The sequence below is a fragment of the Streptomyces sp. NPDC111656 genome (assembly GCF_055656965.1).
In genome coordinates, this window is sequence record NZ_JBVKCA010000011.1 from 165,757 (window position 1) to 180,131 (window position 14,375).

9 protein-coding genes and 3 pseudogenes are annotated in these 14,375 nt (G+C 66.5%); 2 read left to right on the forward strand and 10 right to left on the reverse strand.

Going from position 1 to position 14,375, the window contains the following annotated elements:
* Window positions 1-160: 160 nt before the first annotated feature.
* The 6 genes and pseudogenes from ACZ7M3_RS29915 to ACZ7M3_RS29940 all read right to left on the reverse strand — a co-directional run bounded on the left by ACZ7M3_RS29915 (window position 161) and on the right by ACZ7M3_RS29940 (window position 8,806).
* On the reverse strand, window positions 161-3,808 hold the full coding sequence (locus ACZ7M3_RS29915) for a DEAD/DEAH box helicase (RefSeq protein WP_472067103.1): 3,648 nt from the start codon (window positions 3,806-3,808) through the stop codon (window positions 161-163).
* Window positions 3,793-4,539: a hypothetical protein gene (locus ACZ7M3_RS29920; RefSeq protein WP_472067105.1), complete on the reverse strand. Its 747-nt coding sequence runs from the start codon at window positions 4,537-4,539 to the stop codon at window positions 3,793-3,795. Before ACZ7M3_RS29920 ends, ACZ7M3_RS29915 begins: the two co-directional genes overlap by 16 nt.
* Window positions 4,540-4,702: 163 nt before the next feature.
* Window positions 4,703-5,260: pseudogene (locus tag ACZ7M3_RS29925) on the reverse strand (IS256 family transposase); the annotation flags it as partial.
* A 33-nt stretch (window positions 5,261-5,293) separates the two neighbouring features.
* Window positions 5,294-6,513, reverse strand: a protein-coding gene (locus tag ACZ7M3_RS29930; RefSeq protein WP_472067107.1) for an IS3 family transposase whose coding sequence is annotated in 2 segments (ribosomal slippage) — window positions 5,294-6,258 and window positions 6,258-6,513 — 1,221 coding nt in all. Because the reading frame shifts where the segments join, the coding sequence is not laid out codon by codon here.
* 66 nt (window positions 6,514-6,579) lie between these two features.
* Window positions 6,580-7,230: pseudogene (locus tag ACZ7M3_RS29935) on the reverse strand (IS256 family transposase); the annotation flags it as partial.
* Between the two features lie 463 nt (window positions 7,231-7,693).
* Window positions 7,694-8,806 carry an IS110 family RNA-guided transposase gene (locus ACZ7M3_RS29940; protein ID WP_472067109.1) on the reverse strand — a complete coding sequence of 371 codons (1,113 nt, stop codon included), beginning with the start codon at window positions 8,804-8,806 and terminating at the stop codon, window positions 7,694-7,696.
* A 327-nt stretch (window positions 8,807-9,133) separates the two neighbouring features.
* Here ACZ7M3_RS29940 and ACZ7M3_RS29945 point away from each other — a divergent pair, with 327 nt between their 5' ends.
* Complete coding sequence (locus ACZ7M3_RS29945) at window positions 9,134-9,682, forward strand: hypothetical protein (RefSeq protein ID WP_472067111.1); 549 nt, start codon at window positions 9,134-9,136, stop codon at window positions 9,680-9,682.
* On the opposite strand, the gene ACZ7M3_RS29950 is transcribed toward ACZ7M3_RS29945, so the two are convergent.
* Together ACZ7M3_RS29950 and ACZ7M3_RS29955 are read right to left on the reverse strand one after the other, a co-directional pair.
* Window positions 9,639-10,430 (reverse strand): IS5 family transposase, encoded by a 792-nt coding sequence (locus ACZ7M3_RS29950; RefSeq protein ID WP_472067113.1) that lies wholly within the window; start codon window positions 10,428-10,430, stop codon window positions 9,639-9,641. The genes ACZ7M3_RS29945 and ACZ7M3_RS29950 overlap by 44 nt on opposite strands.
* A 468-nt stretch (window positions 10,431-10,898) precedes the next feature.
* Window positions 10,899-11,148, reverse strand: a pseudogene (locus ACZ7M3_RS29955) (carboxymuconolactone decarboxylase family protein); the annotation flags it as partial.
* Window positions 11,149-11,507: 359 nt separating this feature from the next.
* Between ACZ7M3_RS29955 and ACZ7M3_RS29960 the strand changes: the two are divergent.
* Window positions 11,508-12,380: an NAD-dependent epimerase/dehydratase family protein gene (locus ACZ7M3_RS29960; protein ID WP_472067115.1), complete on the forward strand. Its 873-nt coding sequence runs from the start codon at window positions 11,508-11,510 to the stop codon at window positions 12,378-12,380.
* Between the two features lie 92 nt (window positions 12,381-12,472).
* Here the strand turns inward: ACZ7M3_RS29960 and ACZ7M3_RS29965 are convergent, their stop codons facing one another.
* Window positions 12,473-13,099 carry an SLAC1 family transporter gene (locus ACZ7M3_RS29965; RefSeq protein WP_472067117.1) on the reverse strand — a complete coding sequence of 209 codons (627 nt, stop codon included), beginning with the start codon at window positions 13,097-13,099 and terminating at the stop codon, window positions 12,473-12,475.
* A gap of 580 nt (window positions 13,100-13,679) precedes the next feature.
* Window positions 13,680-14,333, reverse strand: coding sequence for an FMN-dependent NADH-azoreductase (locus tag ACZ7M3_RS29970; RefSeq protein ID WP_472067119.1), 654 nt, complete (start codon window positions 14,331-14,333; stop codon window positions 13,680-13,682).
* Between the last annotated feature and the right edge of the window lie 42 nt (window positions 14,334-14,375).

Here is a 14,375-nt window from a genome sequence, read left to right on the forward strand (position 1 = left end):
GCACCCTCAGTCGACAAGCAAGTACCGACCCTCGCCAACGGAGCGTCCACGCCGAACTAGCAAGGCAGCAGATCGCGAGTGATCCCGTGGTGTAGGTGGACGAGCATGGCCCAGGTCCCGGCCAGCGGACACCAATCGGTGGTCGAACAGACCTGTGATGTCACCGACTGGTCGGCAGGTGAAGGGTGAGACGGTCCCCGGCGAGAGTGGCCTCATAGTCGATACCGCTATCTATGACAGACAGGACATCCAAGTGGATGTCAGCTGGGACGAGGGCAAGCCTCTGGTCATCGCCAATGACGGTCAGTGCAGCGGGTTGTGGGCCATGGGCAAACCGCAGGCTGACCGGGACGGTCTCGATCCCAGTGGAGCCGGTACGGTGCACTTCCATCGAGACGCGGCCGGCATCCAAAAGCGCACCGACCATGCTGGAACGCCGAGTGCGAACATACTCGAGCAGGTCGTTGACTTCGTAGCGCGTCGCGGAGAATTGATTGCGCCACCCATCAAGGTGAAGGCTTGTCAGCCAACGCCGCAAGCCTTCGCTGTCGATTCCTTGGGCAGCAGCGGTGCGGCCAATGTTATGAGCAAGTCGGCGAGACGTAACGCCAGCGTTGAGCAACGCCAAGGCTTGGGTCGTGTCGACGCCATGACGTACATGCCATCCCACCGTTGCGGGTAGGCGCAGTTCGGCGCGCGCTTCTTCGAGCCGCAGGTTGATGAGATTAACCAGCGCTCCGATCGTCCAGGCGAGGTAGTGCTCGAAGGTTGAACTGATGTTACTGACTGTCTGCTCCAACGCCCATTCACGGTCTATTTCGCTGGGTAGCCAATCGGTAGCAAGTCGCGGAATGGGCTCCCCGGAAATCCATCCGCAGACCGCAGTGGCGACGTCGACGCTGACGCGGACGCTGCTTGACGATGGCTTCTCGGTGAAGACCCATGAGTCGTCTGCTTCAGGAAGAGCCAGCAGCAAGGCGTACACACTATTTTCGGCGAAGAAGTCTAGCGTGCGCTGAAGAGGCCATTCATCGGGAAATACTCCAGCCAGCATGTCACCCCAAATGCCGTCGTAGGCTGTAGTGGTGGCGGCGGAGTCTCGCAGCAGGATCCGCGTGAGGCCCTCAGCGAACCCGTCAAGAGCACGGGCTGAGCCGATGCTTGTACCAGGGGTCGTCCAGCGCCGCCTGGCGGAAGGGTCGGTGGCTTCGTACTGTTGCTCGGTAGTTCGGGCGAAGGCCATCCACCGATCACGAAGTTCCGGAGATAGCTGCCGCATAGCCAGCAGGTTCTCGACCGCGGCCAGTGGCGGGGTGGCGAGGAGACTGGGAATGCGGGCGAGCGCGTCGAGGGTGAACCACACGTAGGAAGCAAAGTCGGCAGCTTGGGTTTCAGCGATGCGGTAGAGGTTATCGACGGTCTCGGCGATCAACTCTTCGGCGTCTGCCAGCGACGCCAAGGCCTCCTCAGTTCCGAGCGCAGTCATGACGTGCAGGCGGTCCTCACTCGGCTCCATGAGAGAGAAATCGGACTTGAGCGGCTGCCGGTGGCGGGTAAGAAGGATCCAACCTTCGCTCTCTCGTCCCGCCCGTCCGGCGCGTCCGACGGCGTTCAACAGCTGGGCGGGACCCATCTGCGGCTGGCCGGATGAGCCTCGCGACTGATCATCCTCGACATCTGTGTTGATGATGACCGAGCGAACTGGCAGGTTGACCCCATCAGTCAGGGTACTGGTGCAGCAGATGACCTTCAGCTGTTCGGCACGCAGGGCGTCCTCAACAGCATGGAGAACCTCGGCAGGTAGCTGCGCATGGTGGTATGCGACGCCATGCCGGACACAGTGCACAATCGGATGGTCGTCGCCGAGGGTATCGGCTAGGAACTCAGCCAACGGGGCAGCGGGCGGGTGCTCGGGAAGGTAAGTGGCAACCGCGCGAGCTGTATTGCGAGTGGCGACGCGGGACGGGCAGACCACCAAGACGCTGCCGGATCGGGAGATGCTGGCCGCCCCAGCCGCGAACAGCTTGTAGTTGCGGATGCTGTGGAGGTCCTTGCGATTCACGACTTCGGTGGTGTCGCCTGGGTACCGCTCGGCGTATACCCGGGTGCCCAGCGCCCGGGTGCTCATCGTGGACGGCCTCATCGCAGAGGTTGGCCGCACGCTGATCTGCAGCGCCATCGGCACCGATGCTTCGGTATTACGGACTTGCCGCTTGCGAGGCGGGCGTTGGATGCGGACCAGCTCGTTTTTGAGCGGCTTTGGAGTCAACAGGCCGTGCAGACGCCGTGGGCCACGCCAACGTGAGGTGAACACGACCTGCTCGGGAGGCTGGGTTGGGTCGAGCCAAGATGCCAGCGTGCCGTGGTTACCCACCGCGGCCGACAGCAGGATGAGCCGAGGCGGATCTGGGTGGGCTTGGCAGAATGCCAGAAGGCCCTCCAAAAGGAACCCCCGATCGGGATGCGCCATGTGGTGGGCCTCATCGACCACGATCAGACCGACATCCTGCAAAGCCGCCTGCGCATCTTGCCGCAGGGCATGCATGAGCCGCTCGGGAGTAAGGACTTCCACATCGGCGGCATCCGTGCCGACGCCGACGGCCGGAAAGTCGGGTTGGTCGTCGCCGAGCTTGCGGCCCAGAACCCGGAGACGTGAGCGAAGCGCCTGCCGCATCTCTCGTCCCAGACTGCGGAGAGGGGAGACGTACAGCACTCGCCCAGCGTCGGCGGTCAACTGCGCGCAAATCACCAGCTGCGCCATGAGGGTCTTGCCCGCACTGGTGGGAACGCTGATCAGCAGCCTCTTTTTGTCGAGGTCTAGCGGGTGGGCCTGCTGGAGCAGTTCGCGCTGCGGCGGCCATAGGGTCATAACTGGCGGATCAGAGAGAGCAAAGGCCTGCGCCAGAGCGGGGGGCGTGCCTTGGGGGAGCAACTTCTGCAGGCTGCCAGCAGCGAGTTCGTCCCGTAGTTCCAGAAGATGAGCAGCCACCCACTGCGCCGACCTGTCGCCATGGCCAGCGCCGCCGGAAACGACGTCCCGAAGGTGAGCCTCCGCTTGTTCCAGCGCGGCCGGATCGGAGCGGGTCAAGTAGGTAGTCAATTGGTAGACGGCCTCGACCACCCCTTGTGCTGGGCCGTACAAGGTGCCCCGCAGGTTCGGTAGCTGCGCGACGGTCTGCAAACGCCGAAACTGTCGCCGCCAAGCCCGTAGCGTGGCGGCCAGCCGACGGCGCTGCATCCCGAGGAACACCACACCCGCCTCCACCGCAAGCGTCTCGGCGTGGCCTGCTGGTGACTCGTCGGTAACCAATAGATCGGCCACCTTACGGAAGACAGCGGCAGCATTCGGGTCCTGCTCGCAACGTCGATAGCCGATCTGTGCGCCGAAGGCCATCGACAGTCGCCGAGCCCGAACCGCTCGTTGTGAATCCGTGGGCTGTCCAGGTGTCTGATCGTCGGCGGCGTGTGCTATCCGGCTCCCAGCGCCGCCATCCGCCTGTTCCTGTCCTTCCTCGTCTAGGCGGTTCTTTGGATCATCGAGGGCCAAATCAAGGATGTGGGCACTGACGGCGAAGGCATGCCGACGGCGTGCTGGATCGTAAAGTGCGGTCCCCTCCGCAGCCGCGGTGACGCCGTGCAGGTACCAGGCAGTCCCTAGAAGCTCTTCAGAGACGCCGAACTCGGCACGGATCGCGCTGACCTCGACTTGAGCGATGAGCGTGGCCAGTTCCTCTGGAGAAGGCAGGATGCCGGGCTCGTGCTCGCCGAGGGCGATGGCGAGAATTTCCGGGTCTATAGTGCGGTCCACACCGTCTCCTGAACTTGTGCGGCAAAGCGGGCGAAGTCATCCACTGAGATGATCAGACCTTGAAGCTGTCCATCATGCTTCAAACGGGGGATGCGCTCGTGAGACCTGCTGAACGATCGTCGCTGCGGTGCAGCTGAACTGTTAGTAGCCACACTCACGCCGGCACCACCACGAGGGTCTCCAACAGCCCAAAGGTCAGGAAGCATCGATACGAACGCGCCGACGTCACCTGCCACGTGCTTGTAGGCCCAGCCCATCTGTGCCGCCAGATACCGAGTACCGGAGCTTGCAAGCTGGTCCCATGCACCCTTGATCGTCCCTGAAATCTGGTCACGACCGCCGGTGTACTTCTTCATCTCCCACAGTCGGAACATCAGTGCAGGTGTGCCAGCGCCGCCCACCCGGTGAATCACCAAGCCGTCCCCGCCCGAGTCGGTGACTGTCAACGATGGCTCTGCCAGGTACTCGCGCACTCGGTCTGGCAGATCTGGCTGCTCCAGGGCGAGCAGGTACCACAGCCACTCCCCCACGTACCCGGGGACCCCATGATGCTCCTCTGCGGTCGCCTTCTCCTGTGGCTTGAACACAGGTTCGGCAAAACTCAGCACTACCTCCCGTTCGACCCCCTGCAGCTTGCGACCAGCGAGTGTGGCTCTCTCCCAAGCCGGGAAGGCGGTGGGCGATGGGCCGCACCGCTGCCGCATGACCGCCTCAGCCACGATCCACGCCATCGCAGCCCGTCCCACATCTGAATGTCCGGTCAGGGATATCAACTCCCATGGACAGCGCTGGTCTGCTCCTCGGCTCTCCCGTGTCACAAATGCCGACAACTGGCCCCCGCGGTCGACAGCGAGTGGGTGTGTCAATTTAACGGCTGATCTTGGTTGTTGAGGTTCAGTTGTTGGCCGGGGTGAGCCGGCCTTCGAAGGCGATCTGGAAGGCGTTCAGGGGTGCCTTCCAGCGCATGGTCCACCTCTTGCGGCCCTTGCCGGTCGGGTCGAGGCTCATCAGCGCCATGTAGATGCACTTGAGGGCGGCGGCCTCGTTGGGGAAGTGTCCGCGGGCGCGGACGGCCTTGCGTATCCGCGCGTTGACGCTCTCGATCGCGTTCGTGCTGCAGATGACCTTGCGGATCTCGACGTCGAAGGAGAGGAAGGGTACGAACTCGGCCCAGGCGTCCGACCACAGCTTCACGATCGCCGGATACTTCCGGCCCCATGCCTCCTGGAACTCCAAGAACCGCTCCGTCGCCGCGTCCTCGCTGGGAGCGGTGTAGACGGGCTTGAGTGCCTTGGCGACCTTGTCCCAGTCCTGGCGGGCTGCGTAACGGAAGCTGTTCCGCAGCAGGTGGACGACACATGTTTGAACAATCGTGCGAGGCCAGACGGTCTCCACCGCCTCGGGCAGGCCCTTGAGCCCGTCACACACCAGCATCAGCACGTCGTCCAGGCCGTGAGGTGTCCCCCGGAGTGTGGACACAGGGGTTCATGCCGCGAGTGTGAGTCTACGTTCTGTTTGGTGCTGCTGTTCGAACTCGACGGGTGAGAGGTAGCCGAGCGAGCTGTGGCGCCTTCGCCCGTTGTAGTACGTCAGCCACTGGAAGAGTTCCAGCCTGGCCTGGCTGATCGTCGTGAAGAGCCTCTGGTGCATCGTCTCTCTCTTCAGCCCCTGCCAGAAGCTCTCGGCGAGGGCGTTGTCGTAACTCGACCCGACGCGGCCCATGCTCCTGCGGATCCCGAAACGGTCGCAGACCTGGGCGAACGCGCCCGAGGTGTACTGGGAGCCCCTGTCCGCGTGGAAGATCACCCCGGCCACACTGCCGCCCCGGGTCGCCACCGCCATCTTCAGTGCGTCGATGACGAGTTCGGTCCGCATGTGGGTGGCCATCGACCAGCCGAGCACCCGGCGTGAACAGATGTCCAGGACACAGGCGAGATACAGCCACGTGCCACCGACCTGCACGTATGTGATGTCGCCGCACCACTTTTCGTCGAGCTGCCCGGCATGGAACACGCGGTTCACCAGGTCCGGGGCCGGCGGCGCGAGCCGGTCCGGTGCCGTGGTGCGTTTACGCCGCCGCAGATAGCGGCCCTCGACCCCGTTGACGCGCATCAGCCGTTCGACGCGCTTGCGGTTGACGGTGTGCCCGAAGCCGCGCAGTTCGGCGTGGATGCGGCGGACTCCGTACGTGCCCTTGTGATCGGCGTGGATCTCGCGGATCTCCTCGACCAGGGCGTCGTCGGCCGCCCGGCGGGCCTGCCGGGCCTCCGCCCCCGCAAGCCACCGGTAGTAGCCCGAGCGCGATACCTCAAGGACCCGGCATATCCGCTGCACGCCGAAGTCGGCGCGTTGGACGGAGATGAAGTCCCAGCGGCCGGTCATGCCCTCATCTCCTTGGCGAAATACTGGGCCGCCCGGCGCAGGATCTCCCGCTCGAGTTCCCACTCCTTCTCGGCCTTGCGCAACCGGCCGAGTTCGGCCCGGAGCCTCGCCAGTTCCTCGTCCCGATCCTCTGCCGCCTCGTCACCACGGACCTGCCCACGGCCGGCGACCTCGTCGGCCTGCCGGACCCAACTGCGCAGCGTCTCGCCGGTCACCCCGACGTCCGCGGCGACCGCGGCATACGTCCGCTTCCCGCCCCCCGCGCGGTACAACGCCACCGCATCGTTCCTGAACTCCACCGGATATGGAGACTTCCGTCCCACCAGGACACCCTTCCTCGGACCTACAAGATCCATTGTCAGAGTGTCCACACCACGGGAGTCACCTCAGCCGCGGTTCTTCAGCTCGGTGAAGACGTGCAGCCAGTACTTCGCGCCCTCGCCGCCGTCCCCGGCCCAGATGCCGAGGATGTCGCGGGTGCCCTCGGCCGTGACCGCCAGGACAACGTAGATCGGCCGGTTCGCGACCTGACCATCCCGGATCTTCACGTTGATGGCATCCACGAACAGGACCGGATAGACACGGTCCAGCGGCCGGTTCTGCCATTCGGCCATGCCCTCCATCACCTGGTCGGTGATCGTGGAGATGGTCTGCTTGGACACCTCGGCCCCATACACCTCGGCCAGATGCGCGGAGATCTCTCCGTGCGTGAGCCCCTTCGCGGACAGCGACAGCACCATCTCGTCCACCCCCGTCAGCCGGCGCTGCCGCTTCTTGACGATCTGCGGCTCGAAGGTCCCGGCCACGTCCCGGGGCACCCTGACCTCGACCGGGCCGACATCCGTCAGCACGGTCTTGGCGCGGGTCCCGTTGCGGCTGTTGCCGTTGTTCTTCCCGGCCGGATCATGCTTCTCATAGCCGACGTGATCGGTGATCTCGCCTTCCAGGGCGGACTCCAGCACCCGCTTGGTCAGCTGCTGCAACAGCCCACCCTCACCGGTCAGTTGCAGGCCCTCACCGCGGGCCCGGTCAACCAGCATCGCGATCAACTGCTCGTCCGACGCGGCCGCACCGACCGACTCGACCACGGGCTCTTGCTCGATCGTCATCTCACTCACTTGGCGTCTCCATGATCAACAGATCCGCCGTTGATTAGACACTCCCCAGCGAGTTGCTGCGCGGCCGCGGGCGAGACAAAGTTGTTGGAAGTCTGAACGGCTATCGCCATCTCTGCGCCCTCTTCCCCCCGGTACTGCCAGCACCGTGAACTAGTGCCGCGGCAGGCAACGTTCGCCCCGTCGCGCAAACGTTGCCTGCCGCGGCACTAGGGGCTGTCCAGCGACTCGTACGGCAAGAGTAGCGACGCAGCCTGGCGCGAGCAGCTCAAGCTGCGGGGTGGCCGTGTGGCAGCGGTCGGCCGGATCTGAGAGGCGATGAGAGCCGCTCATCTCCCACCGCCTGCAGCGGTTGCCGGTGCAGAGGCTGTTGATGCCCCTATGGATGTCAACTTGCGGTTCCGTTGGGCTCTGCAGGGCATGCGGCTGTCCTGATGGGGGCGATGAGTCGGTAGATTTCGCGTGCGACGTATCGCTTCAGGCACCTGATGATCTCCCGGCGGGTCTTACCTTCCGCGAGGCGCCGCCGCACGTAGTCCTGGGTACGGTCGTCCCAACGCAGGCGGCTGAGAACGATCCGGTAGAGGGCCGCGTTGGCCTGACGGTCACCGCCGCGGTTGAGACGGCGTCGTTGCGTCTTGCCGGAGGATGCCTCGACGGGGCTGGTGCCGCACAGTGCGGCGAAGGAGGCCTCGCTGCTGAGGCGATCGGGGTTGTCGCCGGCCGAGATCAGCAGGGCGGCGGCACTGTCCGGGCCGACGCCCTGCGTGTCGAGCAGGCAGGGGAAGTTTGCTTCGACTCCCTCGGCTATCCGCTTGTTCAGGTCGTCGATCTCCCTGGTCAGGTGCTGGATGCGGTCGGCGAGGAGTTTCAGCACGTGCCGGGCGGTGCCCGCCGGACCGCGTTCTTGCGAGTCGTCCAGCTCGGCGCACCGCTTGAACAGATGCGGGTTGCTCAGCCCGGCCAGCGACTCGCGCAAGGCGGTGTCGGCCGAGACCAGGACGCTCTTGAGCTGGTTGATGGCCTGGGTCCGGGACTTGATCGCGGACCCTTTCGCGAGCTTGAGCAGCCGCAGCTCTTCGACCGGGCCGTCGCTCGTCTTCGCGGTCGCAGTCGCGCGACCGGACAGCACGGCGCGGGCCGCTGCTTCCGCGTCGACGGCGTCGGTCTTGCCACGTCGTCGGCGCGCTGCCTTGTCAGGCTGGTTGACCTCGGTCACCTCGATGCCCTCGGCGCGCAGGTAACGGGCGAGCGCGGCGCCATAGGAGCCGGTGCACTCCACCCCTGCCCGGTGCAGGGCGCCGAACGAGCGGGCCCAAGAGACAAGTTGGTGATAGTCATCGGTGGTGGCCGGGAAGCTGCGGCCGTCCAATGCGGCGCCGAGGACGGTGACGACGGCTGCCGCGTGGAAGTCCTTATGGGTGTCGACGCCGAGCAGGACCTCCTCCGCGGCGTCGGCCGGGACGTGACACGGGGCTGTGGGCTGCGTGATGCTGGGCAAGGTCGCTTGTCTCCCTGTCGCCTCGGAACCGGTGGCCGTCGTCGGGTAGGGGAGGTCAAGACTGTGACGGTGCCTGTCGCGAAGGCCCCTATCGGGACACGCCCCCTGCCCGGCGGCAGCAGATACCGCTCCGGGCGGTGGCCGACAGATCAACAGCAGGGCACCAAAGCCAGTCTTTCCGCGGGTCAGGCCACCGCTCGAAGCGGTACCAGAACATCCTCACAGTCTTTCCGAGTCTGACGACTGCGTTTTAGCTGGTCGGGGATAGGTGGGGCGTCGGTGTGGGAGTGATGGACCGTCGATTCGTCGCTCCCGTGGAGGTTGCGGATGCCGTCGGTTGTCGGACTGCTGGAGCAGCACGAGCTTGCTGCCCGTCGCCGTGTGGACGGGCTGCGCGAGGAAGCCGACCGTATCCAGGCCGAGCTTGCAGCGGCCGAGCAAGAATGGCTGGAGTGGACGATCGCCCGCGAGCGCGTTGGTGCGGTGCTGTCCGTGCGGGGCGGCGATTCAACCGACGCGGTGGCCGCCGAACTACCGGGCCGTGCCGGGTTGGAAGCAGAGGTGCAGGCGTCGCCGCCTGTGGCGGCGAAGGCGAAGTCGCAGGTTCCGGTGTGGCGCGACGGGCTGGCCCGGACGGCACTGTCGGCGGACTACCAGCGCATCCTGGCCGCGCTCGCGGATCGGGTCCGTCTCGGCCAGGGCCCGCTGACCTGCCAGGAGATGACCGTCCTGTTCGGCATGGACGTGGTGCCGGCCAAGGTGGAGGCGCTGCGGTCGAAGGCGAAACGCCTGGTCTCACGGGGATGGCTGGCCGAGCCGGCACCGGGCCGGTTCACGCTCGCGCGGAGCGTGAGCGAGCCAGACGTCGGGTCATGACCATGGTCATCGACCAGTAGATCATCGCCTCGGCGCTGGTAGTGCGGCGTTCGAAGTCGCGTGCCAGGCGGCGGCTTCGCATCAGGTGGGCGAAGAGACGCTCGACGATCCATCGCTTGGGCAGCACCACGAAACCGCGCATGTCGTCGCTGCGCTTGACGATTGCCAGGACCAGAGCGAACGCGGCCAGGCAGTGCTCGACGAGGCTGCCGGTGTAACCGCCGTCGGCCCAGACGAGTTCCAGCCGGTGGTGGGCGTCGGCCACCTGGGCGAGCAGTACCTTCGCGGCGGCGCGGTCACCGATGTCCGCGCTCGTGACCATCACACCCAGCAGCAGGCCGAGGGTGTCGACGACGACGTGCCGCTTGCGTCCATTGATCAGCTTCCCGCCGTCGAAGCCGCGGCTGTCGGCACTCACCACGGCGTCCGCCTTGACCGACTGCGAGTCGATCACCCCGGCCGTCGGCTCCGCGTCCCGCCCCGCCTCCCGGCGGACCCGGCCGCGCAGCCGGTCGTGGAACTCCCTGACCAGCACGTGGTCGCGCCAGCGGCGGAAGAACGCGTAGACCCGGTCCCACGGCGGGAAATCAGTCGGCATCGCCCGCCACTTGATGCCGTTGTCCACCAGGTAGCGGACAGCGTCCAATATCTGCCGGTGGCAGTACGCCTCCGGCTGCCCACCCCGCCCACGCAGCCAGCCCGGCACCGGCAGCAGCGGCCGGACCACGGCCCACTCCGCGTCCGTCATGTCCGAGGGATACCGCCGAACACGCTCCGGGTGATCGACCGCATTCCCGAACCGGTGGGCGACGCAATCACACGACGGTGCAGCCGAGTTGAACTCCACCGGCGCGAGCACGTACAACTGCGGCAACAGGGTCTCCTGGATCTCGGTTGGCTTCGCAACCCCGAGCTACCAAGAGACCCTGCCTTCATGCCCGCAGTCCGCCGTGATCACCCGATCGGGACTCCCGTTCGAAGCCCGCCTCTCAAGATCGGAACGACAACAGCTACTCAGGGCGTGCAGGGGCCGACTGTCTGGTGCGGTCATCGTGCTGATCTCCTTCGAGGCTTCGACACTTCGAAGATCAGCCGGTGGCCGTCTCTCTATGCGGGCACCAACCCGGACGCCGGAGCAAACCCCCGGATCAGGTCCAACCCGCTACACCACTTCCAAGGAGGCAACCGCGAGTTCAAGTTCCGCGCGTAGGCCGATGATCACGGTGACGGCTTCGGTCAGGGCGAGAACCGCGATCTCGCGGGCGGTATAAAAGTGGCCCTGATTCGGCCAAGGCGTCGAATTGCAGGATCCGCTCGGCGGACTCGCCCACGGCCAGTGCGTCTTTGGTGTGCATGTCCAGGCAGAACGCGCAGTGGCTGATCTGCGACGCCCGGATCTTGATCAGGTGCAGCAGGGCGGGATCGATTCCGCGGCTCGCGACCGCGTTCAGCCGAATCATGGCCTGTTGTTCGTGGTCATAGCTGCAACGCTAAGCAGCAAGTGGATCAAGTATCCGATCCAATTCCGGCACGATTTCACAGGCCATTCTGAAGGGGCGGTCCGGCGGCGCAGGCGAAGGCCCTCGTCAGCTGCTCGGCGACATGCTGGGCGACTTCACTCGGCCACCGCACGCGTGAGCGGTCACCCGGGCAGAGGCCGGCATCGGCCCGGCGTCGCTCGGCGGACCACGGCGGATCTCGTATAGCCCACGGTCTGGGCGCCGAAATGGCCCCGAATCCAGGGCCACGACATGCCTAGGCTGGGCACTGAACGGGCTATACCCCACGAATCGGGTGGCTCGGGTGAATCGAGGAGGTCTTGACCATGCGCATCTTCGTTGCCGGCGCCACCGGCGTTGTCGGCCGGGTGCTGATTCCCCAACTGATCGCCGCCGGGCACCAGGTGAGCGGCATCTCCCGCTCCTCCGCGGGCACGGCCCGCATACGCCACCAAGGCGCCACCGCCTTCCAAGGGGATGTCTACGACCGCGACGCGCTCAAGCAGATCGTGGTCGAAGCCGCTCCGGACGTAGTCATGCAGCAGCTCACCGACCTCTCCGCCGCGGACAGTGAGGCGACCGACACCGTCCGTCGCCTCGGAACGCGCAACCTGGTGGAGGCTGCCAAGAACGCCGGCGTCCAAAGGATCGTCGTCCAGTCCCTCGCCTTCGGTTACGCGCCGGGAGACGCCCCGGCGGACGAGTCCGCCCCACTCGATCGCGATGCCCAAGAGCAGCGCCGGGCCATGGTCGAAGGGGTCGAGGCATTGGAGCAGACAGCTGCCGAACTGCGCGACGCCGTCCTCCTGCGCTACGGCGTCCTCTACGGCCCCGGCACCTGGTACGCGCCCGACGGCCCTGCCGCCGCGGCGCTCGCCGGCGATCCAGCCGCCTCCTTCCTCGGCAGCGTGGAAGCGAACGACTCCGTGGTGTCCTTCGTCCACGTGCGCGACGCGGCGCGCGCGGCTGTCGACGCTCTCGAATGGCCGTCCGGCCCGGTGAACATCACCGACGACGAACCGGCCGCGGCCCGCGAGTGGGTACCGGTCTACGCCGCCTCCCTCGGACTGCCCGCTCCCCGACCTACGTCGGGCAAGCTCGACTGGGCTCGGGGGGCCACCAACACCCTCGCCCGCAGCCGGGGCTGGCAGCCGGAGTTCCCCAGCTGGCGCACGGGGTTCGCCGCACAACTGTCCTGACGGAAGGGTGCCCCGTTCGGGATCTCCCCGGACCCGGCCCTCGGCCCACCTGCCGCGCGGGCGCGAGCGAGCCCGTCGATGACGTGCGCTGTTCAGGTGCGGGAGGTGCGACGGCCGCCGAAGACCAGGACGAGGCTGCGGGCGGCGAGGGCGGCGATGCTCACGGTCGCCAGCGAGGTGAGGAGCCATGCCCACGCCTCACTATCGGCGATGTGGAGGCCGTTGAGCCAGCGCACGCCGAAATTCGTGGTCGAGGCGATGGGAAAAGCGAAGGCCCAGAACCCCAGAGTGAAGCCGACGCGGCGGTAGTCGGGCAGGAGGTGCACCTGGACCAATATCAGGAGAAGGATGACGCCGGCCAGTGCGTCGATGACGGGGTCGATGCGGTTCTCGTGGGCGGCGAACCACGCAATTCCCGCGGTGGCGGGTGAGGCGAGCAGGACGGAGAGCAGAGGTGTCGCAGCCGCTGGCAGAGCTTCCTGTGTGGCGAGCCGGGTGAAGAAGAGGGCGCTGAGCACGACCCAGAGGAAGAGTCCCGCGCCGACGGCGGTCAGGGCGGCAGTGCGTGCCCCGATGCCGTCGAGCGCGATGCTGGTGATGGACGCGCCCGCCGCATAGGAAAGGAAGTAGCCGGGGTGTACGGCGGCGAGCGGCACGTCACCGCGGAAGAGATTGGTGAGCATGGCAGCGACCAGCAGCATCAGAGTGGCGACGAACACTCCGCATATCCATTCCGCCGCCGTGTGCGCGTAAAGGCCCAGGTGGGGCACCCATGAGCATCCCGACAACCGGGGGGTAGGCCGTCAAGGGACCGGTCACGGGATTTCGGAGATCTGCCCCGAGCATTCCGGGGCGTCGAAGACCCTGCGCCAGATAGGCGACCGTCAGGATCAGCCAGGCGACCGCTGCCCCTGTGTACGCGGTATCTCCCGCCCACGCCGGGGCGCCCGCAACAGCCTGGGCCTCCACCCACACCCTTCCCAGGCCCGCGAGGCCGAGGGGCACGGCGAACAGCGTGATCACGCCCGTCGGCATACCGCCCGGTGGTGGCGGCGCGGCCCGCATCTCCGAGCCATCGACACCGTCGTGGGCCATGTGGCCTCCTGCCTCGCGGTTTCGAGCACGGTGCATGCGCGCCGCTCGACCGTTCTCGTGGAGTCCGGAAGAGCAAGCGATCGACGAAGGACGGCTGAGCCCTCCCTCCACGGTGTGGGTCGCGCGCTCCCCGCGGCGGGAGCGCGTCCATCCGCCCCACCGCTCGTGTCCGACGGTGGGACGGATGACGAAGGGCCGGAGCGATCAGGCGATCGTCGGGGCGGCGGCGGAGGCGACCTCCTCGCCCAGCCGACGTGCCTGGGTGTGAGCGTCCTCCAGTGAGGCGTGATGCTGCGGGAGCAGGTGCCGGAGCGCGTCCATCGTCGGTGCGTAGGTCAGCTCGGGTGTGATGGTGCGAACGTCCAGCGCCATCAGAACCGGATCGCCGAGGATGGTCTCCAGTGCGGGGACCAGGAAGTCCTTGCCGTGCTGAGGTGTGCCGGGGCCGTAGCCACCGCCGCGGGCGGAGACGACGACAGCGGGCCGTCCCGCACTGGGCGCGGGCCGGCCGAGGCCGATGGTCCTGCCGACCACCATGGTGTGGTCAAGCCACGCTTTGAAGACCGAGGGGATCGAGTAGTTGTAGAGCGGCACCGCGAAGAGGTAGGCGTCGGCGCCGAGGAACTCCTCGATCAGCTCATCCTGGAGCAGGGCTGCGGCTTTCTGCTCGGGTGTGTGCTCGCCGGCGGGGGTGGTGCGGGCGGTGATGCCGGCCGCACCGAGGTGGCCGACGGGGTCGAGTGCGAGGTCGCGCCGGACGACGGTGCCGCTCCAGGCAGCGGTGAAGGAGTCAGCGACCTGGCGTGAGATCGAGGTGGCACCGGAGGCGGAGGCGTCGATGCGCAGCAGGTAGGACATGAGGGGCGGTTCTTTCCTTGGGTGGTTGGTCGGCGCTGCGGT

Bases quoted from the DNA above. Each gene is read 5' to 3' on its own strand.
- ACZ7M3_RS29920 (WP_472067105.1), bottom strand. From the start codon at position 4,539: ATGGCGTGGATCGTGGCTGAGGCGGTCATGCGGCAGCGGTGCGGCCCA.
- ACZ7M3_RS29945 (WP_472067111.1), top strand. From the start codon at position 9,134: ATGCCGTCGGTTGTCGGACTGCTGGAGCAGCACGAGCTTGCTGCCCGT.
- ACZ7M3_RS29950 (WP_472067113.1), bottom strand. From the start codon at position 10,430: ATGACGGACGCGGAGTGGGCCGTGGTCCGGCCGCTGCTGCCGGTGCCG.
- ACZ7M3_RS29960 (WP_472067115.1), top strand. From the start codon at position 11,508: ATGCGCATCTTCGTTGCCGGCGCCACCGGCGTTGTCGGCCGGGTGCTG.
- ACZ7M3_RS29970 (WP_472067119.1), bottom strand. From the start codon at position 14,333: ATGTCCTACCTGCTGCGCATCGACGCCTCCGCCTCCGGTGCCACCTCG.